Annotated in this window: 20 protein-coding genes; 12 read left to right on the plus strand and 8 right to left on the minus strand. The window is 70.0% G+C overall.

The annotated features are described in order from the left end of the window. Positions 1 to 23 precede the first annotated feature (23 nt). The gene (locus P0R32_RS12630) at positions 24 to 2777 is read right to left on the minus strand and encodes a DNA-directed DNA polymerase (RefSeq protein ID WP_276237376.1); all 2754 of its coding nucleotides are present in this window, start codon (positions 2775 to 2777) and stop codon (positions 24 to 26) included. Between the two features lie 207 nt (positions 2778 to 2984). On the opposite strand from P0R32_RS12630, the gene P0R32_RS12635 reads away from it, so the two are divergent. The 3 genes from P0R32_RS12635 to P0R32_RS12645 all read left to right on the plus strand — a co-directional run bounded on the left by P0R32_RS12635 (position 2985) and on the right by P0R32_RS12645 (position 4101). Further along, the gene (locus P0R32_RS12635) at positions 2985 to 3155 is read left to right on the plus strand and encodes a DUF7331 family protein (RefSeq protein ID WP_276237377.1); all 171 of its coding nucleotides are present in this window, start codon (positions 2985 to 2987) and stop codon (positions 3153 to 3155) included. Positions 3156 to 3213: 58 nt separating this feature from the next. Continuing rightward, entirely contained in the window at positions 3214 to 3597 is a 384-nt protein-coding gene (locus P0R32_RS12640; RefSeq protein ID WP_276237378.1) for a DUF7322 domain-containing protein, read from the plus strand. Positions 3598 to 3672: 75 nt separating this feature from the next. Then, a complete protein-coding gene (locus P0R32_RS12645) occupies positions 3673 to 4101 on the plus strand; it encodes a DUF7346 family protein (RefSeq protein WP_276237379.1) in 429 nt (142 codons plus the stop codon). Between the two features lie 27 nt (positions 4102 to 4128). On the opposite strand, the gene rad50 is transcribed toward P0R32_RS12645, so the two are convergent. Genes rad50 through P0R32_RS12660 form a run of 3 tightly spaced genes read right to left on the minus strand, consistent with a single transcriptional unit; the run spans position 4129 to position 8536 of the window. Then, on the minus strand, positions 4129 to 6825 hold the full coding sequence (gene rad50, locus P0R32_RS12650) for a DNA double-strand break repair ATPase Rad50 (protein WP_276237380.1): 2697 nt from the start codon (positions 6823 to 6825) through the stop codon (positions 4129 to 4131). Beyond that, positions 6822 to 8102, minus strand: a complete 1281-nt coding sequence (gene mre11 / locus P0R32_RS12655; protein ID WP_276237381.1) for a DNA double-strand break repair protein Mre11 — start codon at positions 8100 to 8102, stop codon at positions 6822 to 6824. Before mre11 ends, rad50 begins: the two co-directional genes overlap by 4 nt. After that, positions 8102 to 8536: a DUF7966 family protein gene (locus tag P0R32_RS12660; protein WP_276237382.1), complete on the minus strand. Its 435-nt coding sequence runs from the start codon at positions 8534 to 8536 to the stop codon at positions 8102 to 8104. Before P0R32_RS12660 ends, mre11 begins: the two co-directional genes overlap by 1 nt. Positions 8537 to 8647: 111 nt before the next feature. On the opposite strand from P0R32_RS12660, the gene P0R32_RS12665 reads away from it, so the two are divergent. Further along, complete coding sequence (locus P0R32_RS12665) at positions 8648 to 9202, plus strand: inosine/xanthosine triphosphatase (protein WP_276237383.1); 555 nt, start codon at positions 8648 to 8650, stop codon at positions 9200 to 9202. Between the two features lies 1 nt (position 9203). Here P0R32_RS12665 and P0R32_RS12670 read toward each other — a convergent pair whose 3' ends face one another. Further along, positions 9204 to 11081 (minus strand): flippase-like domain-containing protein, encoded by a 1878-nt coding sequence (locus P0R32_RS12670; protein WP_276237384.1) that lies wholly within the window; start codon positions 11079 to 11081, stop codon positions 9204 to 9206. 256 nt (positions 11082 to 11337) lie between these two features. Between P0R32_RS12670 and P0R32_RS12675 the strand changes: the two genes are divergently transcribed. The 6 genes from P0R32_RS12675 to P0R32_RS12700 all read left to right on the plus strand — a co-directional run bounded on the left by P0R32_RS12675 (position 11338) and on the right by P0R32_RS12700 (position 16541). After that, positions 11338 to 11610 (plus strand): DUF7123 family protein, encoded by a 273-nt coding sequence (locus P0R32_RS12675; protein WP_276237385.1) that lies wholly within the window; start codon positions 11338 to 11340, stop codon positions 11608 to 11610. 176 nt (positions 11611 to 11786) lie between these two features. Continuing rightward, positions 11787 to 13544, plus strand: a complete 1758-nt coding sequence (gene pyk, locus P0R32_RS12680) for a pyruvate kinase (RefSeq protein WP_276237386.1) — start codon at positions 11787 to 11789, stop codon at positions 13542 to 13544. 66 nt (positions 13545 to 13610) lie between these two features. After that, the gene (locus tag P0R32_RS12685; protein ID WP_276237387.1) at positions 13611 to 13835 is read left to right on the plus strand and encodes a DUF7312 domain-containing protein; all 225 of its coding nucleotides are present in this window, start codon (positions 13611 to 13613) and stop codon (positions 13833 to 13835) included. A 19-nt stretch (positions 13836 to 13854) separates the two neighbouring features. Further along, positions 13855 to 14460 (plus strand): NfeD family protein, encoded by a 606-nt coding sequence (locus P0R32_RS12690; protein ID WP_276237388.1) that lies wholly within the window; start codon positions 13855 to 13857, stop codon positions 14458 to 14460. A gap of 92 nt (positions 14461 to 14552) precedes the next feature. Beyond that, complete coding sequence (locus P0R32_RS12695) at positions 14553 to 15758, plus strand: SPFH domain-containing protein (protein WP_276237389.1); 1206 nt, start codon at positions 14553 to 14555, stop codon at positions 15756 to 15758. Positions 15759 to 15929: 171 nt separating this feature from the next. Continuing rightward, positions 15930 to 16541 carry a winged helix-turn-helix transcriptional regulator gene (locus P0R32_RS12700; RefSeq protein ID WP_276237390.1) on the plus strand — a complete coding sequence of 204 codons (612 nt, stop codon included), beginning with the start codon at positions 15930 to 15932 and terminating at the stop codon, positions 16539 to 16541. Between the two features lie 24 nt (positions 16542 to 16565). Here the strand turns inward: P0R32_RS12700 and P0R32_RS12705 are convergent, their stop codons facing one another. Both P0R32_RS12705 and P0R32_RS12710 read right to left on the minus strand, forming a co-directional pair. Further along, a complete protein-coding gene (locus P0R32_RS12705) occupies positions 16566 to 17126 on the minus strand; it encodes a cysteine hydrolase family protein (protein WP_276237391.1) in 561 nt (186 codons plus the stop codon). Beyond that, complete coding sequence (locus P0R32_RS12710) at positions 17126 to 17947, minus strand: YqcI/YcgG family protein (RefSeq protein ID WP_276237392.1); 822 nt, start codon at positions 17945 to 17947, stop codon at positions 17126 to 17128. The genes P0R32_RS12705 and P0R32_RS12710 overlap by 1 nt, the downstream gene beginning before the upstream one ends. A 268-nt stretch (positions 17948 to 18215) precedes the next feature. Here P0R32_RS12710 and dnaG point away from each other — a divergent pair, with 268 nt between their 5' ends. Beyond that, positions 18216 to 19649, plus strand: coding sequence for a DNA primase DnaG (gene dnaG / locus P0R32_RS12715; protein ID WP_276237393.1), 1434 nt, complete (start codon positions 18216 to 18218; stop codon positions 19647 to 19649). 16 nt (positions 19650 to 19665) lie between these two features. On the opposite strand, the gene gpmI is transcribed toward dnaG, so the two are convergent. Then, a complete protein-coding gene (gene gpmI / locus P0R32_RS12720) occupies positions 19666 to 21198 on the minus strand; it encodes a 2,3-bisphosphoglycerate-independent phosphoglycerate mutase (RefSeq protein WP_276237394.1) in 1533 nt (510 codons plus the stop codon). Between the two features lie 126 nt (positions 21199 to 21324). On the opposite strand from gpmI, the gene mutS reads away from it, so the two are divergent. Continuing rightward, positions 21325 to 24012: a DNA mismatch repair protein MutS gene (mutS, locus tag P0R32_RS12725; protein ID WP_276237395.1), complete on the plus strand. Its 2688-nt coding sequence runs from the start codon at positions 21325 to 21327 to the stop codon at positions 24010 to 24012. Positions 24013 to 24044 lie beyond the last annotated feature (32 nt).

Below are 24044 nucleotides of genomic sequence, written 5' to 3' on the forward strand. Positions count from 1 at the left end.
GGCGTCGTGTCGCCCGGTCGGGGTCACATGAAGCTGCCGAGCCCGGTCTGCTCTTGGCCGCTCTTGACCTCGTCCCACGACATCCCCAGCGCCTCGATGATGCGCGCGATGGGGCCTTTGAGCGTCTTGTCGAGCATCTTGTCCCAGTCGACCTCGAACTCGTCGGGCACCTCGTCGGCGTACTCGTAGCAGATCACGTCCGGGTCTCGCTTGAACTCGCCGTACAGCGGGTCCTGCGACGGATCGAGGCCCTCCTCGTCCTCCATGCGCGCCCAGAAGTCCGGGTGGACCTTGCGGAGGTAGAGGCGCTTCGGCTTCGACCCGCGCTGGAAGTTGGTGCCGAGCATGAGGTTCGCGTACTTCGCGCCGCGCACCTGCGCGGTGTCCGTCTCGTACGCCTCCAGGCGCTTCCCGATGCCGCCGGGGATGCCCACCTCCTCCAAGTCGGCGTCGCCGTCGAGGAAGCGCTGAATCTCGTCGTGGAGGTAGTCTTTGATCTCGTCGGTGTCCTCGCCGTGGACGATCATCTCGATGACGCGCTTCTGGACGCGCTTCGTCACCGGCGCGATGTCCGAGCGCTTGTACTCGAAGCCGGTGATGTCGATGTCGTCGACCTCGTGGCCCTCCTTCCAGACGATGTGGCCGGCGTAGCGCTTCTTCTTGCCCGCCTGGAAGAACCGGCGGTACAGCTTCTCGAACTCGATCTGGAAGCGGTGTTCCTCGGCGTCCAACTCCTCGCGCGCGAAGTCGTCGTAGCGCCCGTTGATGTGCTCCTCGATGGCGAACGACTGATCGATCGCCTCCTCCGTCGTGAGGTCGTCGCCGAGCGCGAGCATGATCGAGTCGGTGTCGCCGTACGTGACCTCGTGGTCGATTTCGCGGGCGGCCTCCTCGGTGAACTCGATGACGCGGCGGCCCATCGCGGTGATCGCGGCGGCGTTGTCCTTGTCGTACAGACGGAAGCGCTCCCAGCCGGAGACGCCGTACAGAGAGTTCATGATCACCTTCACCGCCGCCTGCTGCTGGTCGTACTGGTCGTACGCGTCGGAGCCGACCTCGTGGGCGTCGCGCTCGCCCTTCAGGCGTTCGCGCTCGGTGAGCAACTCGTCGATCATCCGGCGCATCATGCCGTCTGGCTCCTTGCGGAACCGCGTGCCGTTGGGGGCGCGGTACGTCTCCCCCTCGAACGACTCGGGGTCCTCGACGATGGTCTCGGGGCTGGCGTTGATCGTCACCATACACATCGGGTACAGCGACTTCAGGTCCAGCACGGACACCATCTCCTCGACGCCGGTGATCGGCTCGAAGACGGCGCCACCCTCGAAGTCCTCGCCGTCCTGTTGGCCCTTCGTCGGGAGGACGAACCGCCCGTAGGCGTTGTGCAGGACGTACATGTCGACCGCGTCGCCGGGCGTCGGAGCGTCCTCCAGTTGGCAGCCGACGATCTTGCGCGACTCGTCCCAGAAGTCGACGACGTCCTGTTTACGGTCGATCTCGACGCACAGTTCCACGTCCCGGACGTTGTACTCCAGCAGGCGCTCGGGGTCTTGCTCCCACAGGTCGCCGATGTCGCCGGTGTAGCGCTCCTTCCCCACGTCGAGTTCGAGTTCGCCGACCGCGTCGAGGCGGTACGACTCCAACTCGGAGAACTGCGTGCGCTGGTAGGCGTACAGCAGGTCGAACACGACGCGGCCCTTCACGTCCGGGCCGCCCCACCCGGAGCGCCACGTCTCGCCGACGCGCGAGAGGCGGTCCGGCGAGAGGTCGTAGTCGCTCCCCGACTGGAGCACCTCACAGCGGTCCATGAAGTACGGCGCGTCGAAGTCCTCGAAGTTCCACCCCGTCAGCACGTCGGGGTTCGTCTCTTCGATGTAGCCGACGAACGCGTCGAGCATCGTGTCCTCCTCGGCGAACGTGCGCACCTCGATGGTGGCGTCCTCGTCGCCGATCTGTTCGTACCCAGCGAGCGCCTCGGGTGCGTCGACGCCGCCGACGGGTGCGTCGTACAGCCACGCGATGTACTCGTCGCGGTAGGAGTCGTGAGAGGTGAGACAGACGATCTGTTCTTCGCCGTCCTCGGGGAATCCGTTGCGGTCGTCGACCTCGATGTCGAAGGTGTTCACCCGGATGTCGGCGTCGACTTCGCACGGTTCGAGGTGGTCGGGCGTCACCTGCATCCGGTCGCTGCCGTCCTCCAGGCGCCGCTCTTCCACGCGGATGCCGGAGGTGACGCCGTAGTCGATGAGGAAGCGGTTGGGGAACAGGATGTCCGCCTCGTACGTCCGCTCGAAGTCGTCGCGGATCTGCCCGACGTCGCGGGGCGTCCGGGCGACGACCTTCGTCACCGGGGTGCCGCGGATGGACTCGAAGCGCTCCCCGTCGGGGTTCTCCTCGCGCGTGTCGAGGATCACGTCGTACTCCTCGACGAGCGAGCGGTCTTCGACGTCCGCCGTCGGGACGTAGAAGTACGGCTCGATGCCGAGGACGCGAACGTGCTCGGATTCGTTGTCGGCCGTACGACCGAACACGTGGACGACCGGGTACTCCTCTGCCCCGGTTCCCTCGACGGTGTAGTCGACCGCAGTGACCATCAGCTCCACCGCCCCGCTCGCGTCGGGGACGACGATGTCCTCGCGGTCGACGACCGCGCTCACCCGTCCCTGTCCCGCGCCCGCGACGTACGCCGCCTCCTCGTCCGGGCGGCCCCCGTCGCCGCCATCGTCGGCGGCGTCTCCGCCGCCGGCGAAGTCGCCGAGACCCGCCTGCGAATCGCTCATTGCCGGGCCTTTGCCGGTGGCCGGTAAAAACCTCCCCTTCGCCCTCCCCTCGGCCCGCGTCCGTCGCCGGGCGGGGCCGAGTAAGCCCATCGTTCCACGGGGTAATTCCTGATTACACGATCGCTGCAATCGCCTGACTGGACCGGTGTGGCGAGGTCGGCCGGCACGGAAAGGCATATACCGTGTCAAGATGTACCATAGGTGGACATGACCCACGCATCCGATTCCCCGTTGGAGCGCTCGGGCGCGAGCCCGGACGAGGCCGTCGAGACGGTCGAGGCGTACGAGGACGACGGGCGAACGGTGCTCTACGACGCCGAGAACCCCCTCGCGTGGGTCGAGGCGAGCACCGCGGTGACGCTCGCCGACCTCGCGTAGGGACTGAGCGTTCGACCGTCTGCCAACCCTTTTGCCGTCGGTTCGCCTACCGTGAGCCGTGCTTGGCGAGGACGACGAGGACGGCGACCTGTTCGGGCTCGAGCGGCAGGCCTCCGAGGCCGAGAATCGCGGTCCGCGGGTCGAGGTACCCACCGTCGAGAACCCCGCCGACTCGCTCCCCGACGCCTCGACGGTCGACCCCGCCATCTCGGGGGCGTTCTGGACGGCTGTCGTCTACGCGAACGTCGCCCTGCTGGGCGTCTCGCTGGGGCTCATGCTCATCGGGTTCCGCGGCGACCTCCGGTGGGGCGGCGCCGCGCTCGTCGTCGGCCTGCTCGCCGGGTTCCGCGTGTACCAGACGCGCCGGGCGTTCAAGCGTCGCGACGACGACGGCGGGGCGGCCAGCGACGACGGCGCCTCCGAGGGCTCCGGCGACGACTGACCGGCGACGGCCGACTGGCGACGGCTGACCGCCGCCACCGACACGCCTTTTCACACACGAGTGGTTCCCACGACCATGCAGACGGTCACGGACGCCGACGGCACTCGCTACCTCCTGCTCAAGCGGTCCGCGGAGTCCAGTCTGGTGCGCGACCCCGAGACCGGCGAAGAGCGACACCTCCCGAACGAGGACCTCGAACCGGAGAGCGAGTCGCCGCTCTCGGCGGCGGCGAGCGGGCTGGCGCCCGAGGTTCGGCGGGCCATCCTGGCGTGTCGCGACGAGCGCGCGCTCGGGTTGCTCGTGGAGTTCGCCGACCGGGGCGCGCTGTCGGTGCGCACTCTGCTCGACTCGTACGATCTGTGTGAGTCAGACCTGCTTGGGGTGCTCACGGAGTTCCGTGCCGCCGGACTGCTCACCGAGACCACCGTCGCCGGAGAACGTGGGTACGAACCGACCGAGGCGGCGCTGTCGTCGGTCGAGCGCTTCCGAGAACGCGGCCAGTAGGACTGGCCGCACCCGCACCGACCGGAGTCAGTCGTCGGCGTTCAGTTCCGCCTCCACCGCCTCCAGTGACGGGTCGGCAGCGCGCTCGACCGTCGACCGGTTCGAGGTGGGGTTCTTCTCCACGCGCACGAGTTCGTCCGCGGCGCCGACGAGTTCGTCGTCGTGGCTGACGATCAGGATCTGGCGGACGCCGAAGCCGCGCATCTCGTCGACGAGGTCGGCCAGCCGAGAGACGTGACCGGAGTCGAGGAAGACGGTCGGCTCGTCGAGGATGAGTGGCGGCGTCGGCGCGGCGCCCTCGATGCCCTCCGCGAGCAGGCGGTAGATGGCACAGCGCAGCGAGAGGTTGAACAGCGCGCGCTCGCCGCCAGACAACTGTTCGGGGTCGAGCGGTTCGCCGTCCTTCTGGTAGACGGTGAGTTCGTACTCCCCGTCCAACTCGATGTGGGAGTAGGCGTCGTTGCCGTACACGAGTTCGAACGTCTCGTTGAGCATCCGTTCGAGGCTCTCGACGTTCGCGCGGCGCAGTTCCGCCCGGAGGTCGCCGTACATCGCCTCCAACTCCTCGGTCTCCTCGTGGAGCGCCGCCAACTCGTCGACCCGGGCGGCCAACTCGTCGCGGCGGTCGCGCAACGCCTCCAACTCGTCCAACTCGTTCTCGACGCCACCGATCCGGCTGGTGAGGTCGTCGCGGCGGTCCCGCAGGTCCGCGAGCGCGTCGGTCACTCGCTCGATGTAGTCCTCGGCCTTGCTCAGGCTCTCGCGGGCCGCCTCGACCTCCTCGTCGTCGACCTGCTCGCGGAGGTCGTCGCGCCGCGAGCGCTTGGTCGCGAGGAACTCCCGCCGTTCGTCGTTTCGGTCGGCGATGACCGCGCGCTTCTCGGCGAGGCGGTCAACGTCGTCCTCCGCGTCCGTTATCGCCTCGCGAGTCGACTCGACGGCGTCCAAGCGCTCGCGCGCGGCGTCCACGTCGTCGAGGTCTGCTTCCAGGTCCGCCACGTCCTCGCGGGCGTCCTCCGCGCGCTCGGCCTGCGTCTCCGCCGCCTCGCGCTTCTCCTCGGCCTCCGTCTCAAGCGTCGTCGCCTCCTCGCGCAACTCCGCGGCCCGGTCGCGTTTCTCGGCGACCTCGTTCTCCTTCTCCTCGATGCCGTCCTCGACGAGTTCGCGGGTGTCGTCGATCTGTGAGAGCCGGTTCTCGATCGACACGAGGTCACTCGCACGGTCGAGGTCGTCCGAAAGCGACGACTCGCGTTCGCGCAAGTCCGACAGTTCCGCCTCCAACTCGGCGACGCGCTCGCGGTCCTCGTCGAGCGTGTCGACGTGTGGAGAGTCGTCGACGGGCTGTCCGCACTCCGGGCACTTCCCCTCGTCGAGCAGTCGCTCGGCCTCCTCGACCCGCGACTCGGCGGTCCGGAGGTCGGCGGTCGTCTCGTTGATCGCCGCCTGAACCTCGTCGAGGTCGGCCGACACCGACTCGCGGTACGACTCGGCGTCGCCCACGTCCACGGGAGCGTCCTCGAACGCGGCGACCTTCTCGGCGCGTTCGGTCTTCAACTCAGCCAGCGACGCCTCGCGCTCGGCGAGCGTCTCTGCGGCCTCCTCGGCGTCGTCGTCGAGGTTCCCGGCCCGCTCGCGCTTCTCGCTCGCGCGGGACTCCGCCTCGTCGGCCTTCTCGGCGAGGTTCTCCGACTGCGTGGCGAGCGCGTCCGCCTGCGAGCGCGTCTCGCGCAGCGAGTCGCGGATCTCGCCCTCGCGGTCGTCGAGTTCGTCGCGGCGCTCGGTGAGCGTCTCGGGTGCCGCGTCGGCGACCTCGACGGCGTCGAGGCGCGACTCCAGCGTCGCCTCCAACTCCTCGATGCGGTCACGCGTCTCGGCGACGCGGTCGCCGAGGCGCTCGCGCTCCGCCTCGTCCTCGCGGATCGTCGCCTCCAGGTCGTCGATTTCGGACTCCAGCGTCTCCAGTTCGTCGCGGCGCTCCTCGTAGGTGTCGAGGATCTCCTGCGCGTTGTCGCGACTCGTCTCGGCCTTCCGTTGTTGAGCCTCGTAGTTCTCCACCTTCTCGTCGAGTTGGGTCAGCTCAGAGCGGAGCGAGTTCAGCGTCGCGTGGAGGTCCTTCTCCTCCTTCTGTGCGACCTGCTCGTCGAGGCCGGACAGCTCACCGCGGCGTTCGGAGAGCACGTCCTCGACGCCGAGGCGTGCGTCGCCGGCGCGCTCGCGGTACTCCTCCAGTTTACCCAGTTGGAGGAGGTCGTCGATCATGTCCTGGCGCTCGGTCGGCGTGGCGTTGATGAGCTTGTTCACCTCGCCCTGCCGGACGTACGCGCAGTTGACGAACGCCTCCGCGTCCATGCGGAGCAGGTCGGCGACGAACGAGCGCACCTCGCGGGCGCCGTCGCGGACGACCTCCTCGTCGTCGGACGCCAGGGTGCACGTCGTCGTCTGGATCTGGTCGCCGTACCGCTTCAGCTCCCGGTGGACGTGGTACGAGCGCCCGTCGTGGGTGAACCACAGTTCAACCTCGCACTCCTCGGCGCCGTTGGTCACCACGTCGGCAAGCGTGCCGTCGAGCGCCTTCGAGCCGTACAGTGCGAAGAAGCACGCCTCCAGCAGTGACGACTTCCCGCTGCCGTTGAGTCCGTGGATAACGGTGACGCCGTCGGAGAGCCGCAGATCCGTGTCAGCGTACGGCTTGAAGTTGCGCAGCCGGATCCGGTCGAACATCATCGCGAATCACCCAGCGTGAGCTGTCCGTCGTCGCCCGGTGCCGCGGGCTCCTCCGGGTCGCCGCCACCCGCGTCGGTGGCGTCCTCGGGCGGCTCGGTGTCGTCAGTCGCGGTTTCGTCGGAGGTGTCGGCGTCCGCCCCAGCGGCGCCGTCGGCGTCTCCTCCGTCGTCGCCTGCCGCGAGTCGCTCCTCGATCCGTCGCTTCACCTCGCCGCGGACGTTCGAGTCCGCGAACTCGCCGCGCACCACGTCGTCCACGTCTAGCGCGGCCTCGGAGAGACCGAGGTCGGAGACGCGCTCGCGGACCGCCTCGTCAGGGTCGGCGAAACTGACCGACACCTCGGTGTCCGTCTCCACCTCTCGTCGGTCGGTGACGCGAGCGACTAAGGCGCCGCGCTCGCTGGCGAACTCCTCGACTGCAGCGGGGGCGATCGGTTCACCCTCGCCGGTCACGCGGACGATGACGACGGCGTCGTCGACGTCGTACTCGCGGACGCGGTCGCGGACGCGGTCGACGCCCTCGCCCTGGCCCAACTCGGCCTCGACGAAGACGAACGGGCGCGTCTCCAGCGTGCGTCGGCGGATGTCGACAGCGTCGTCGCCCGCCTCGGCGTCTGCGCCGAACGCGACGAGGTTGTAGCCGCGCTCGTCTTCCTCGCTGGCCGAGGCACGCTCGGTCGACCCGCAGTAGGTCACCCACGTGTCGAGCACTTCCGCCGTGTCGGCGGCGTGGTTGTCGCCCAAGAGGACGGCGTCGAAGTCGACGGTCGCTTGCTCCAGCACCTCCTCGGTGTCCCAGTCGGCGTACGCGAACGGCTCGAACAGGCCGTGGCTCACCAGCGCCGCCGCGTCGGCGTCGTGCGGGGCGAACGCGTAGTCGAGCTTGTGGCGTTGACTCTCGGGGACGTGGTCGAGCCCGTAGAACGCCGTGTCGCCGACCACGGTCGGCGCGTCGTCGAGGCGCGTCGCCAGCCCGAGCGACTCGAACAGGTCGAGCCACTGGCCGCCGCGCGTCGACTCGTGGTTGCCGACGACGGCGAGGAAGGGGATGCCGGCGTCGTCCAACTCACGGAGGGCAGATAACACGCCGAGCAGGTCGGGGAGGTCGGGGCGCCGGTCGTGGAACAGGTCGCCCGCGTGGACCACCGCGTCCACGTCGTCGTCGACGGCGTCCGCGACGACGCGCTCGAACGCTCGGAGGAAGTCCGCACGTCGTTCGGGGGAGTGGTACTGGCGATACCCGATGTGGGTGTCGCCGGTGTGGATGATCCGCGTCATCAGTTACGGTCGGGTAGTTCCGCTCGCGGGATATGACTGTCGTGCGTGGAGTGGAAGTGGTCCGCGGACTCGTCGCTGTCGTCGCCGTCACCGTCGCTGTCGTCGCCGTCACCGTCGCTGTCGTCGCCGTCGCACTCGTCGCCGTCGCACACCTCGCAATAGGCGGCTCTGTACGCCGCCAGCGCGTCGAGCACCTCCCGAGCGCGACCGGCGATCCGATCGTCCGAGGCGTCGGAGGCGACCGACCGGAGCCGCCCGAACCCGCCGTCCTCAGCGAACGCGGCGGCTCTCTCGACCGATTCCATCGCCGCCTCCGCGTCGGCGACGAGTCGGGCGGCGTCCGACGGTCCGTCCGGCCGCTCGCCGGTCGCCAAGGCGCGGAGCGTCTCGCGGACCGGACGCGTGTGGTCGGCGGGGGTCGTGTCGCTCGGCACGCCGACGGTGGTCCCGGCATCCCACAAGAACCCTCGGCGAGCGTAGGACCGACTTCGGGACCGGGCGCCGCAGAAGGCAAGACACTCCACCCCCCGCGTGAACGTCGGAGTATGCGGATCGGCGTCGGTTCAGGGAACCCAGTGAAGCGCGAGGCGACCGAACGAGCCGTGGGTGGCACCGACGGCTTCGGCGACGGTGCGGTCGTCGAGGCGTGTCCCGTCCCCTCGGGCGTGAGCGAACAGCCGCGCGGGACCGACGAGACACGTCGCGGCGCGGTGAACCGCGCGGAGGCGGTGGTGGCGGCGACTCCCGACGGCGACGCCGCGAGCTACGACCTCGGCGTCGGCATCGAAGGTGGCGTCGCGACGTACGACAGCGATGGGGACGACGGCGACCTGTTCCTCGTGATGTGGGCCGCCGTCACCGACGGCGACCGCATCGGCCTCGGCACCGGACCGAGCCTCGTCCTCCCGGGCTCCATCGCGAGCCGCGTCCGCGGCGGTGAGGAACTTGGTCCGGTGATGGACGACGTGCTCGGCGAGAACGACGTGGCGAAGAAGCAGGGTGCCGCGGGCGCGTTGACCGGCGGGCGCGTCGACCGGACCGACGCGCTCCGCACGGCAGTCGCTGGGGCGCTCGGCCCGTTCGTCACCGACCACTACTGAGTCAGTCGTCGGTCGCGAACTCCGCGGTCGCCTCGGCGTCACCCTCGTCGAGGTCCTCCGTCTCGTCGACCGCGGCGGTGAGCGACACGTTGAGGCCGAGCATCGAGGCGACGCCGCCGACCACCGTGACGACGTTCTTGACCGCGTGGTCCAGCACCGCCGCGGCGAACGCCACCGCCGCGGGGACGCCACCCAAGCCGACGACGAGCGCAGTGAAGGCAGCCTCGTACAGTCCGATCCCGCCCGGTGACAGCGGCAGCACCTTCGCGAGGTTGCCCACGGAGACGGCGAAGAAGCCGACGACGACCAACTGAGTGAGCGTCATCGCGGTCACGGCGTCCGGGAACGCCGCGAGTACGAGCAGCGCCGTCACCACGTCGAGCGTCCACACCAGCACCGAGACGCCGCCGACGCGGGCGAACGACGCCTTCGTCCCGGCGACGGTCTGCACGCCCGCGGCGAACTCTTCGATCACGCCGACGACGTACTCGACGTAACTGTCCTCAGAGAACCGGGAGACGACCGACCGGACGTAGTTGGTGTCGCTGCGCGCGGTCGCGACGATGAACAGGAGACTGGCGACGGCGACGACGCCGACGAACGCGGCGACCTGGACCGCCGTCGAGACGGCGCCTGCGGAGACGCCGGGGACGTTGCCAGACACCGCCGTCGCGACCGCGCCCGTCCCGTCGGTCGCGAGCAGGCCCACCAGCACGGCGCCCGCCATCGCCGTGATCGTGAGGAGGTCGAACACCCGTTCGGCGGCCAGCGAGGCGAACCCCGTCGGGTACGGGATTCCCCGTCGGGCTTTCACGACGTACGCGCGCACAGCGTCGCCGGCGCGGGCCGGGAACACGAGGTTGCCCGTCTGGCTGATGAACACCGCGCCCGTGAGGAAGCCCAGCCGTTCGTCGTACCCCAACTCCCCAAGGATGTCGCGGTAACGGAGTCCCCGCAGCGGCCACGACACGACGTACACGAGCGTCGCCGCGAGCACTGGGAGCGGGTCGGCGCCGCGGAACGCCGCGAGCACCTGGGTGGGGTCGAGGTACACCGTCATCAGCGCGAGCGCGGCGACGGTCAGGATGGCGCCGGCGGCGACGGTCCGGGTTCTGGTGATCCGCGGCGACACCGACAGTTGCCACCACAGCCGGACGATCTGACTCCCCATCCCGAACACGTCGCGGACGAGGTCGACCTTCGAGTCGCCTTTCGGCTCCCACTCGACGGGGAACTCGGCGACCCGCATCCCGCGGCGCTGGGCCCGCACGAGGAGTTCGGTGTCCCAGAACCAGTGCTCGTCTTCCACCGCGTCGTGGAGTTCCGCGAACGCCTCCCGAGACAGCGCCTTGAACCCACACTGGTGGTCGCGTAGGTCCGACCGGAGGACGGTCCGCACGAGGAGGTTGAAGCCGCGCGAGGGCACCCCCCGTTTGGCCGGGCGGTCGGCCTCGTCGCCGGGCATCCACCGGCTCCCGGTCGCCACGTCGTAGCCGTCGCGTTCGATTCGCGCCACCAACTCCTCCAGGTGGCGCATGTCCGTCGCGAGGTCGGTGTCGAAGTACACCAGCGTGTCGCCGCGGGCGCGGTCGAACGCGAACTCCAGCGCGCCGCCGCGCCCCAATCGGCGGTCGCTGTGGACGTGGTGGACGCGGTCGTCTTCGCGGGCGAGGCGGTCGGCGATGTCCGGCGTGCGGTCGTCGCAGCCGTCTTCGGCGACGATCACCTCGAACTCGTCGGTGCGGAGGAACCCCTCCAGCGTCTCGACGGTCGTCCGGACGGTCCCCTCGATGGTCGCCTCCTCGTTGTACGCCGGGAGGACGACGCTGACGCGGACCGAGTCCGCGGCGGCGCTGCGGGGGTCGTCCGGACTGCTCATTACCTCCACGGTGGCCGGCGCCGGCGTAAGTACCTTCTGTACTTCCAGCGTCCGGCCAACGTGGCCGTCGATCCGACCGCTTCGGCGCGTCTCGCCGCCGAAGTCAGTCGGCGCTTACCTCGGTGTTAACCCAGCGTACCGAGCGACCGGATCGGGCGACCGAGCGACGGCGGTTGCTGCAGCGTAATCCCCGGACGGCGGCGTGTTAACCCCGTGTACCAAACCCCCTATGTGGCGGCCTACCGTAGCCGTGAGTATGAGCGCGACGAGTACCGCCGAGACGACCCAGCACGCGGACGCCGCCACCTCTGCCGCCGACCTCACCGAGAAGCAGCACCGGATCCTCACGTACCTCAGCGAGCACGCCGCCGAGCAGACGTACTTCAAGTCCCGCCTCATCGCCGAGGAACTCGGCCTCTCCGCGAAGGAGGTCGGCGCCAACATGGCCGCCGTCATCGACGCCGCCGCCGACATCGACGTGGAGAAGTGGGGCTACTCCTCCGGCACGACGTGGATGGTCACCCAGTAAGCCGGCCGTTCGGTCACGCCCATCGGTCTGTCTGATCCCGCCCGCCAGTCCGTCCGGTCCGCTCTATCGACCTGTCCGTCCCTCCCCCGCCGCCACCAGCCGCCGAACCGTTCACTCGGACCCGAGTTGCGCTCCGCAGACCTTTATACCCGCGCGCGTCACCAGCGAGTAAGACCATGCGACGAGCCAAGATCGTCTGTACGCTCGGCCCCGCCTCCGACGACCGAGCGACGATCCGGTCGCTCGCCGACGCCGGGATGTCCGTCGCCCGACTCAACGCGAGCCACGGCGACACCGAGCACCGCGGTGAGGTGATCGACCGGATCCGCGCCGTCGACGACGCGACCGAGGGACCGCTGGCGGCCATGCTGGACCTGCAAGGACCGGAGGTCCGGACCGCAGAGATCGACGACCCGATCGAGTTGGCGACCGACTCGGAGGTGCTGTTCTTCGAGGGCGACACCGCCGACGCCGAAGCGGTCGGCGTGAGCCACTCCATCGCCGAGACCGAACCGGGCGACCGCGTCCTCCTCGACGACGGGCGCATCGAGGCGACCGTCCGCGGGGTCACCGACGAGGGCGTTCGCGCGCGGATCGACTCCGGCGGCGAACTCGGCTCCCGGAAGGGTGTCAACATCCCCGGCGTCGACCTGGGCCTCCCGACGATCACCGAGGCCGACGAGCGGGAACTGGACCTCGTGAAGGATCACGACGTTGACTTCGTCGCCGCCTCGTTCATCGGCGACGCGAGCGACGTGTACGCCGTCGCCGACGCGCTGGAGGAGCGCGGCGCCGGCGAAGTCCCCGTCGTCGCGAAGATCGAACGCGCCGACGCCGTCGAGAATCTCGACGGGATCATCGACGCCTCCTACGGCGTGATGGTCGCCCGCGGCGACCTCGGCGTCGAGTGTCCCCTCGAGGACGTGCCGATGATCCAGAAGCGCATCATCCGGAAGTGCGTCGAGACGGGCACGCCCGTCATCACGGCGACGGAGATGCTCGACTCGATGGTCCACTCGCGGCGCCCGACCCGCGCGGAGGCGTCCGACGTGGCCAACGCCGTGCTCGACGGCACCGACGCCGTGATGCTGTCGGGCGAGACGGCCATCGGCGACCACCCGGTGCGCGTCGTCGAGACGATGCACCGCATCGTCCGGCAGGTCGAGAACAGCCACGAGTACGACGAGACGCGCGAGGACCGCGTCCCGCTGGCCGAGACCGAGTCCCGGACGGAGCCGCTTGCGCGCTCCGCCCGCTTTCTCGCGCGCGACACCGACGCCGCGGCGGTCGTCGCCGCCTCCGAGTCGGGGTACACCGCGCGCAAGACCGCGAAGTTCCGCCCCGCGGTGCCCGTCGTCGCGACGACGCCGAACGACCGCGTCCGGCGCCAACTCGCGCTGTCGTGGGGCGTGCGCCCGATGTACGCCGACTACCACACGAGCGTCGAGCAGGTCATGGACTCGGCGGTGTCGGCGGCGCTAGAGGCTGGCGTCGCCGAGTCGGGTGACACGCTCGTCGTGCTCTCCGGGATGATGACGGAGTTGGAGGGGACGAACACGACGAACACGCTGAAACTCCACGTCGCCGCCGAGACCATCGCGACGGGTCGCCACGTCGTCGGTGGGCGCATCTCCGGGCCGCTTCGGCGCGTCCCGGACGGTGACCTGACCGACATGCCCGACGGTGCCATCGCGTACCTCCCGGCCGACTTCGACGAGGAGTTCACGGGTGACACCAAACGACTCGGCGGCATCATCGACGCCCGCGCCGGCATGACCGGCTACCCCGCGCTCGTCGCTCGCGAGGTCGGCATCCCGATGGTGTCGGGCGCCCCCCTCGCCGACGACGTGGTCGACGACACCACCGTCACCGTCGACGCCGAGCGGGGAGTCGTCTACGAGGGCGACGTGATCGGCCACGCGCGCCAGCGCTGAGTCCGGCGCCGTCGAACGATCCGCGCTCCCGACACCTCTTTACCGACCGCGCGGCTACCCCGGGGTATGACCGACGACTCCCGTACGGGCGCCGGCCAGGGCCCCGACGTCGACTCCGACGGCAACGAGTGGCGCTTCGGGATCGACGAGGTCGGCCCCGAGGCGGAGGCGGCCCGCGAGGCCGCACAGAACCCGCCGATCGAGCCGGAGTCGATCGACGCCGAGAACGCCCTGTTCGTCGTCGCCGGCGTGCTCGGCACGCTGCTGTTCGTGTTCTCGGTGACGCTGTAACCCCGCGAGTCCCCCACCGATGCTACTCCAGTTCGACTTACTCGGTCCGCAGACGCTCCCGCTCTTGCTGGTGGCCGCCGGCCTCGGCCTGTCTATCGCCGAGGCGTTGGCACCCGGCGCGAACTTCATCGTCGTCGGCGTCGCGCTGCTGGCGGCGGGCCTCGTTGGGCTCGCGCTGGGTCCCGTCGCGGGCCCGTTCGTCCTCGCAGTGCTCGTGCTGCTGTTCGGCGCACTCGCGTTCTACGGCTACCACGAACTCGACCTGTACGGCGGGAAGGGGCAGGCGCAGACCTCCGACTCCGGGTCGCTGCGCGGCGAGACGGGCCGGGTCACCGAACGCGTCACGCCAACCGGCGGCGAGGTGAAACTCGACGCCGGAGGGTTCAACCCCTTCTACAGCGCCCGCTCGGTCGACGGAGAGATTCCCGAGGGCGCGGAGGTGATGGTGGTCGACCCCGGCGGCGGCAACGTCCTCACCGTCGAGTCGCTGGAGGGCGGCGTCGACGACATCGACCGCGAGTTGGCGCGCGAGCGCCAGCGCAGAGCGCGCGAGCGCGACCCCGCCTCCGCCGACGACGGCAGTGCAGACCGCGACGACGCCGAACTGGAGACCGAGCGCGAGTAGCGCCCGTCGACACCTCGCTCCCGTCGGCCGATCGGCGGTCGCGGAGTGACAACGTGCGAACGCTTAAGCCCCGACGGTCAAAGCGCTACACCATGGTCCTCGTACCACTCCAAGTCGCCGGCATCGGCGCCGCGGTGATCGGGATCCTGTTCCTGCTCGTCGCGATCGTCGCCGTCTACCAGGCGATCGTCATCGTCGACGCCTACGAGAAGAAGGCGCTCACGGTGTTCGGCGAGTACCGAAAACTGCTCGAACCGGGTATCAACATCGTCCCGCCGTTCGTCTCGCGGACGTACACCTTCGACATGCGGACGCAGACCCTCGACGTGCCGCGCCAGGAGGCGATCACCCGCGACAACTCGCCGGTGACCGCCGACGCCGTCGTCTACATCAAGGTGATGGACGCGAAGAAGGCGTTCCTCGAAGTCGAGGACTACAAGGTCGCCGTCTCCAACCTCGCCCAGACCACGCTGCGTGCGGTGCTGGGCGACATGGAACTCGACGACACGCTGAACAAGCGCCAAGAGATCAACGCCCGCATCCGCCGGGAACTCGACGAGCCCACCGACGAGTGGGGGATCCGCGTCGAGTCCGTCGAGGTGCGCGAGGTCAACCCCTCGAAGGACGTCCAGCAGGCGATGGAGCAGCAGACCTCCGCCGAGCGCCGTCGCCGCGCCATGATCCTGGAGGCGCAGGGTGAACGTCGCTCCGCCATCGAGGAGGCAGAGGGTGAGAAGCAGTCGAACATCATCCGCGCCCAGGGTGAAAAGCAGAGTCAGATCCTGGAGGCGCAGGGTGACGCCATCTCGACCGTGCTCCGTGCGAAGTCCGCCGAGTCGATGGGCGAGCGCGCCATCATCGACAAGGGGATGGAGACGCTCGAGCGCATCGGGCAGGGCGACTCCTCGACGTTCATCCTCCCGCAGGAGCTCACCAGCCTCGTCGGCCGCTACGGCAAGCAGTTGACCGGCTCCGACGTGCAGGACAGTCAGGGCCTCGACTCGCTGGAGTTCGACGCCGAGACGCGGGAACTGATCGGGCTCGACGACATCGAGGACATCCTCGGCCAGATCGACGAGGCCGCCGAGATGGACACCCAAGCCCTCGAGGAGGAGGCCGCCGCGGTGAAGGAGGGCGACATCGGCGGCTCGATCAAGTCCGCCGACGAGGTTGTCGCCGAAGCCGACGCCGAGGACACGATCAAGTCCGCCGACGAAGTCGTCTCGGAGGCCGACAACGGCTCTGGCGCCACCGACGAGGCCGCCGCCGACGCCGAACCGGAGACCGAGACCGAGTAGTCGCGCCCCCGCCACGCCGCTTTTCGCCACCGGTTCCCCGTCGCCAGCGGCGCGCCCCGAGCGATTGCCGACAGGCCGTCTGGTGGCCACAGCCTGTCGCTCCGTTGGTTACACGGTACAGGCAGCTGATACAACGACACCCTTTTGCGTGCGTCCTCGCTACGAGAGGCCGTGACACGCGAGGTCGACGCGGACAAGCGCGCCACCCTCCGCCGCTTCGCGGCGCTGGGTGCGGCGACGCCCCTGGCGGCGAGCGGTCGCGCGGTGGCCGACGGCGACGACGACTCCGCCGCCCGCGACGCCATCCGGGGCTACCTCGCGACGACGCCCGGCGCCCACTTCTCGAAGCTCCGGGACGACCTCTCGCTGGCGACCGGCGAGACGCAACACCACCTCAAGCGACTGGAGTCGGCGGGCGAGGTCGTCTCCCAGAAGGACGGCGACTACCGCCGCTACTTCCCTGCGGGGCGCTTCTCCGCGTTCGAGCGCCGCGCCCTCGGCTACCTCCGGCGCGACACGCCGCGCGGGATGCTCCTGGGACTGCTCAGAGACCCCGACGCGTCCGGCGCAGACCTGGCTCGTGGGCTCGACGTCTCTCGCCCCACCGTCTCGAAGTATGCCGGGAAGTTGGCTGACGCCGGACTGCTCGACACCGACGACGGCTATCGGGTCGCCCGGCCGGAGGTGCTCATCGCGCTGGTCGTGCGCTACGCCGACTCCTTCGGCTCCGACGCCGCCGGGTTCGCGGACGACGCCGCGAGCTTCATCAGCTACGACGGCTGACCGGGTGCTCCTCGTCGCGACCGCTCACCGACTCGCGAGCGACGCGAGCAGGTCGTCGGTCGTCGTCAGCTCAGCGAACTCCCCGTGTAGGTGCGCCAACGCGGTCCGGTGGACCGTCTCCGGGTCGATCCGCTCCCCGTCCGGGCCGGTACGTGCGTGCGTCGCCGTCGCGTCCGTGACCACGGTCGGCGCGAAGCCGAGGTTCTCCGCCATCCGCGTCGTCGTCGACACGCAGTGGTCGGTCGTCAGCCCCGCGACGACGAGTCGTTCGTGCCCGCCGTCGCGCAGGCGGGCCTCCAAGTCGGTGCCGATGAATCCCGAGTTCACCCGCTTGACGAGTTCGGGTTCGCCGTCGCGGGGCTCGAACGGCGGCTTGAACGCGAACCCCGGTCCGTCGCCGCGCAGCGGGGAGTCCGGTTCGGTGGAGTCGTGGCGGACGTGGAAGACGGCGCCGTCGCGGTCGCGCCACGCCGCCAGCAGGCGCTGGGCGTTCGCCTCCGCCTCGGGGTTGTTGCGCTCGCCGTACGCCGGGTCGTCGAACCCGGTCTGGAGGTCGATCAACAGCAGCGCCGGGAGGTCGCCCATCAGTCGGCCCCGACGCCCGAACCCGGAGTGTCCGCGTCCAACGCCGTCACCTCCGGGGTCACCGTGAGGGGACACTCGTCGGGGAACTGCTCGGCGTCGACGGAGAACAGGTACTGGCGCCACTCGCGGTCGTCCTCGACGCCCCAGTCGCCGAGGTCGGCGTGCGGGCAGACGCCGTCGTAGTCGGCGAGGCGGCCCTGGATGACCTCGCGGGCACGGGCGCCGGCCTCGGTGTCGTGGGTGAGGCCGTCGAACACGTCGCGGGGCTGGAACGTGATCTCGAGGCTGACCGGGCAGTAGCGGCTCTTGCGGTCCTCGTAGAACGGCGCCCGGCACGTCGGGAACATGGCCGTGCCGCCGAAGGAGAACTCCCAGTAGGGGTCGTCCGGGTCGGTGGGGATGTCTGCGGGCCACGGTTCGGGGTCGTTCACGTGGAGGAACTGGAGCACGTGCCACAGCGTCTCGTGCCAGTCGGCCTCGGCGAACGCGTCGACGCCGCCCTCGGGCGGCGCGAAGAACACCACCAGCGGCGCGAACTCCGCGTGGTCCTGGTAGGTGTCGAGGTACTCCAGAAGCGTGTCGCGGAAGGCGAACAGCGCGTCGGGGTCGGTGAACGACGGGACCGTGGTGTACAGGAGGTCCCCCTGCTCGACGGCCTTTGTCCCGAAGTGACACGGGAACGGCGTCTCGTTGCGCTCGCCGGTGAGGCTGCCGGTGAACGTCTCGAAGTGGCGCCGCAGCCACGTTGGTGCGTCCGCCGCTCGTGCGCGCGTCGCCATCGTCTCCTGGTCACACAGCGCCTGTGGGTGGTCCTCGTTCATGGTGGTGGGGTCGACCGCGAAGGAGGTGCGGCGGTCGATCTGTCGGTAAACGAAGTCGGGACCGGGGTGATATGGCTCTTTCGTGACCCGGGCGCTCGACCGGCGGACCGCGCCGCCGTGGACCCGTACGGGTCGCCGACGCGTTCTCCGCGGATCCGGTGGACACGCCCGTCTGACGACAGGTATTTCCATCCGGCCCCCCTTATATACTCGTCGGCGGTTCACGCCGGCTGCAATATCACCATCACGCCCACGGAGGGCACATCACATGACAGATTCAGCCAAATACCTCATCCACGCCCGCATCACGGCCGACGGCGTCGTCGAGCGGAGCGACGTCGTCGGCGCGGTGTTCGGACAGACGGAGGGCCTCCTCGGCGACGAGTTGGACCTCCGCGACCTGCAACAGTCGTCGAAGATCGGTCGCATCGACGTCCAGATAGACAGCGAGAACGGCCAGAGCTTCGGCGAGATCACCATCTCCTCGGGGCTCGACAAGGTGGAGACCTCCATCCTCGCGGCCAGCCTCGAAGCGATCACTCGCGTCGGCCCCTGCGAGTCGCGCGTCGAGGTGACCGACATCGAGGACATGCGCTCGGCCCAGCGCCGCGAGGTCGTCGAGCGCGCCAAGGAACTGCTCGCCTCGTCGTTCGACGACTCGGTGATGGACTCCACGGAGATCCTCACCGAGGTCCGCGAGGCGAACCGCGTCGAGCGCATCGACGAGTACAAGGGGTACCCGGCGGGCCCACGCGTCCACGACTCCGACGCCGTCGTCGTCGTCGAGGGGCGCGCGGACGTGCTCACGCTCCTCAAGTACGGCATCAAGAACGGCGTCGCCGTCGAGGGGACGAACGTGCCGGACGCGGTCGCAGACCTCACCAGAGAGCGCACCGTGACGGCGTTCCTCGACGGCGACCGCGGCGGGGAGTTGATCCTCAAGGAGTTGGCGCAGGTGGGCGACGTCGACTACGTCGCGTTCGCCCCCGAGGGCCGCTCCGTCGAGGACCTGAGCCGTCACGAGTTGATGGCCGCGCTCCGCGAGAAGGTGCCGTTCGAGTCCGTGGGCGCCGACACCCCGTCCGACCCGGTCGCCGACACGGACGACGAGACGGGTCCTCGAACGAACGGTGACGCCCCCGACGGCACCTCGGCGGTCGCGGCGACCGACGGCAGCGCCCAACCCGCGCCGGATCCGAGTGACGCGGCCACCCCCGAGTCTGCCGAGTCGCCGTCGCCGACGGCGGTGGCGACGACCGACGCCCCCGCAACCGCAGAGCCGACCACCCCGACCGTCGACGACGAGACGCCGCCGACCGACCCCGTGAGCGCGGTCGAGCGCGAGCACGACGAATCCGACGCCGACACCGATAGCGACGACACCGACGACACCGACGACGAGCCACTGACCCTCCACGACCACGTGGCCGCGGTCGTCGCGGCGGGCACGAACTGCGCGCGACTCCTCGACGCCGACTACGAGGTCGTCGCCGAAGTTCCCGCGGCGGACGTGTTCGACGCGGTGTCGGAGAGCGACGGCACGCCGGTGGCGCTGGTGCTCGACGGCGAACTGACACAGCGCGTCCTCGACGTGGCCGCCCAGCGCGGCGTCGACCAGATCGTCGCCGAGTCGGAGGGCGAGTTCGTGAAACGACCCACGAGCGTCCGCGTCGTCACCGCCGACCGGATGCTGTCGGCGTAACCGCGCCGTCGACCGCCTACTTCTCGACGACCAGCGACTCGCCGGTCATCGCCTCGGGTTGCTCCACACCGACCAGCGACAGGAGCGTCGGCGCGATGTCGGTCAACGACCCGCCATCGCGAACGCGCATCCCGCCGTCGTCGCCCGCAGCGGTGACGGAGACGAACGGCACCGGGGCGAACGTGTGGGCCGTGTGCGGGTCCTCGGGCGTGCCCATGTCGTCGGCGTTGCCGTGGTCGGCGGTGACGAGCAGGTGTCCACCCGCCTCTCGGACGGCGGCGGCCAGTCGACCGAGTTGTTCGTCCACCGCCTCCACGGCGGCGACGGCGGCGTCGAAGTCGCCGGTGTGGCCGACCATGTCGGGGTTCGCGTAGTTGAGCACGAGCACGTTGGGGTCCTCGGCACCGATCAGGTCGATGGCGGTGTCGGTCAACTCGGCGGCGCTCATCGCGGGCGTCTCGTCGTAGGTGGGCACGTCCGGGCTCTCGATGATCCGCCGCATCTCGCCCGGGAACTCCACCTCGCGCCCGCCGTTGAGGAAGTAGGTGACGTGGGCGTACTTCTCGGACTCGGCCATCCGGAGTTGCGTGAGCCCTGCCTCCGACAGCACCTCACCGAGCGTGTCCTCGGGTTGGGTCGGCGGGAAGGCGACGGGGAGGTCGAACTCCTCGTCGTACTCCGTCATCGTCACGAGTTCCACGTCGGGTGGACTCGTCTCGATGCCCTCCGCCTCCCACGCCGCCGACTCGATGTCCGCGAGCATCCGGGTGAGTTGGCGCGCGCGGTCCGAGCGGAAGTTGAAGAACACGACGCCGTCGCCGTCTTCGATCCCCGGCTCGCCGTCGACCACGGTCGGCTCGACGAACTCGTCGGTGTCGCCGCGCTCGTAGCTGGCTTCGACGGCGTCGACCGCGCTGGAAGCCGTGTGGTCGGCCTCGCGGTTCACGACGGCGTCGAAGGCGCGCTTCGTCCGCTCCCAGTTCTGGTCGCGGTCCATCGCGTAGTAGCGCCCGCTGACGGTGGCGGCGTCGCCGGTGCCGTGGTCGGCGGCGTGCGCCTCCAGCGACGCGAGGAACCCGCTCCCGGACTTCGGGGCGGTGTCGCGACCGTCGGTGAACGCGTGGGTGACCGCCTCGACGCCGCGCTCGGCGGCGGCCTCGATGAGCGCGTGGAGGTGTTCCTGGTCGCTGTGGACGCCGCCGTCGCTGACGAGGCCGAGGAAGTGGACGCGACTGTCGTTCGCCTCGGCGTGGTCGAACGCCCGCTCGATGGCGGTGCCCTCGACGAACTCGCCGGCCTCGATGGCGTCGTTGATCCGGGTGTACTCCTGGTAGACCGTGCGGCCGGCGCCGATGTTCATGTGGCCCACCTCGGAGTTGCCCATCTGGTCGTCCGGGAGGCCGACGTCGCGACCCCACGCGGTGAGCGTGCCGAACGCCCCGGCGTCGCGGAGGCGGTCGAAGTTCGGGGTGTCGGCGGCCTTCACCGCGTCGCGTCGGTCGTGGTCGCCGAGGCCCCAGCCGTCGAGGATGACGAGCGCCGCGTTCATTGTTACTCGGAGGTTCCGTCGGCAGGCTGTTGACTGCGTCGGTTCCCGCGATCCGACGGCGTGTGCGCGGGGCCGGGGCGGACCCGTAGCGTTTTACCCGGACACGACCCCACCCAGAAGCAGACAATGACGACCGACGCCGGCGGCATCGTGGGCGAGTTTCTCTCCCTGAAGGAGTCCACGGACGCGGACGTGCTCGCGATGCAGTGCGGCGACTTCTACGAGTTCTTCGGCGACGACGCCGAGTTGGTCGCCGACGAGTTGGACCTGAAGGTGTCACAGAAGTCCAGTCACGGCTCCTCGTACCCGATGGCTGGCGTGCCGCTCACGGAGTTGACGCCGTACCTCAAGGCGCTCGTCGAGCGCGGCTACCGCGTCGCCGTCGCCGACCAGTACGAGACGAGCGACGGCCACGCCCGCGACATCGAGCGCGTCGTCTCCCCGGGCACCGTCGTCGACCCCGACGGGGCCGCCGCGCGGTGGCTCGCCGCCATCGCGTACGACGCCGCGAGTGACGACCCGTGGGGCGTCGCGTTCGCGGAGGTGACGACCGGGCGGTTCCACGCCGCCGCGCTCGCGGACCTGGACGACGTGCGTGCGGAACTCCACCGGTTCGCCCCCGTCGAGTTGCTGCCGGGACCGAACGTACGCGACGACGACGCCCGCCTCGCCGACGTCCGGGACGCCACCGACGCACGGCTCACCCTCCACGAAGCGGAGGCGTTCGCACCCGGTCGCGCCCGCCACCGCCTCGGCGACCACTTCGGGACACAGACCCTGGAGGCCGTCGGCCTCGACGACGACCCCGCAGTCGCCGCGGCGGGCGCGGTGCTCCACTACGTCGACGTGACCGGCGCGGGCGTGCTCGCGTCGATGACGCGCCTCGGGGGGCTCGACCCCGGCGGCCGCGTCGCGCTCGACGCGACGACCCAGCGCAACCTCGAACTCGTCGAGACGATGCAAGGCGAGCACACCGGCACCGTGCTGGACACGCTGGACCACACGGAGACCGCCGCCGGGACTCGGCTGTTGCGCGAGTGGCTCACGCGCCCTCAGCGTGACCGCGCGGAACTCGAACGCCGCGGGGCAGCGGTCGAGGCGTTCGCGAGCGCCGCCCTCGCGCGGGACCGGCTGCTCGACACGCTCGACGGCACCGCCGACCTCGAACGCCTCGCGGCCCGCGCGACGAACGGGTCGGCAGGGCCGCGCGACCTCGCGGCGGTCAGATCCGCGCTCGCCAGACTGCCCGAACTCGCCGCCGCCATCGACGGCACAGAACTGGCCGACTCACCCGTCCCGGACGTGCTGGCGCGCCCCGACCAAGGCGCCGCGCGAGCACTCCACGACGAACTCGCAGACGCCATCGCCGACGAGCCACCGGGGAGCATCGGCGGCGACGGCGGTGTGATCGCCCGCGGCTACGACGATGAGTTGGACGCGCTCGTCGAGGAGTACGAGGAGGCCGTCGAGTGGCTCGACACGCTCGCCGAGCGCGAGAAGCGTCGCCACGGGCTGAACCACGTCTCCGTCGACCGCAACAAGACCGACGGCTACTACATCCAGGTCGGCAAGTCCGTCGCCGGCGAGGTGCCCGAACACTACCGCGAGGTCAAGACGCTGAAGAACTCCAAGCGGTTCGTCACCGAGGAGTTAGAGGAGCGCGAGCGGACGGTGCTCCGGATGGAGGAGCGCCGCGAGGAGTTGGAGCGGCGCATCTTCGAGGAGGTGCGCGAGCGCGTCGCCGACGAGGCGGCGCTCCTGCAGGACGTGGGGCGCGCGCTCGCCGAACTCGACGTGCTCGCGGCGCTGGGCCACCACGCGGCGACCAACGACTGGGTCCGTCCCGAGTTCACCGACGGCGACGACCTCGTCATCGAGGGCGGGCGCCACCCCGTCGTCGAGCAGACGACCGACTTCGTCCCGAACGACCTGCGGATGGACCGCGAGCGCGGCTTCCTCATCGTCACCGGGCCGAACATGAGCGGGAAGTCGACGTACATGCGCCAGTGTGCGCTCATCTCGCTACTCGCACAGACCGGGAGCTTCGTCCCCGCCGACGACGCGACCTTGCCGCTGGTCGACGGCGTGTACACGCGCGTCGGCGCGCTCGACGAACTCGCCCAGGGGCGCTCGACGTTCATGGTCGAGATGCAGGAGCTGTCGAACATCCTCCACTCCGCGACCGAGGACTCGCTGGTCATCCTCGACGAGGTGGGGCGCGGGACGGCGACGTACGACGGCATCTCAATCGCGTGGGCCGCGACGGAGTACCTCCACAACGAGGTGCGCGCGAAGACGCTGTTCGCGACTCACTACCATGAGTTGACCGCGCTCGCCGAGCACCTCCCGCGCGTGGCCAACGTCCACGTCGCCGCCGAGGAGCGCGACGGCGACGTGACGTTCCTCCGGCGCGTCCGGGAGGGGCCGACCGACCGCAGCTACGGGGTCCACGTCGCCGACCTCGCGGGCGTCCCCGGGCCGGTCGTCGCCCGCGCGGACGGCGTGCTCGACCGCCTCCGCGAGGAGAAGGCCATCGAGGCGAGAGGCGCCGACACCGACGGCGGGGAGACGAAACAGGCCGTCTTCGACCTCACGGCGGGGGAGTTCGTCGCCGACGCGGACGCGGCAGTCGCCGACGGGAACGGCGCCGCGTCGGCACCCCCCGAGGAGCCCACGTCGTCGACGCCGGCACCCGACCCCGAGACGGCGGCGGTGCTCGACGCGCTCCGCGAGACGGACGTGAACGAGACGCCGCCGGTGGAACTGATGGCGAAGGTGCAAGAGTGGCAGGCGCGCCTCCAGAACGAAGAGTGAGCGGCGGGGAAGGACTGGGACGCGTCCGGAGC

Source organism: Halobaculum marinum (assembly GCF_029338555.1).
Lineage (GTDB): Archaea > Halobacteriota > Halobacteria > Halobacteriales > Haloferacaceae > Halobaculum > Halobaculum marinum.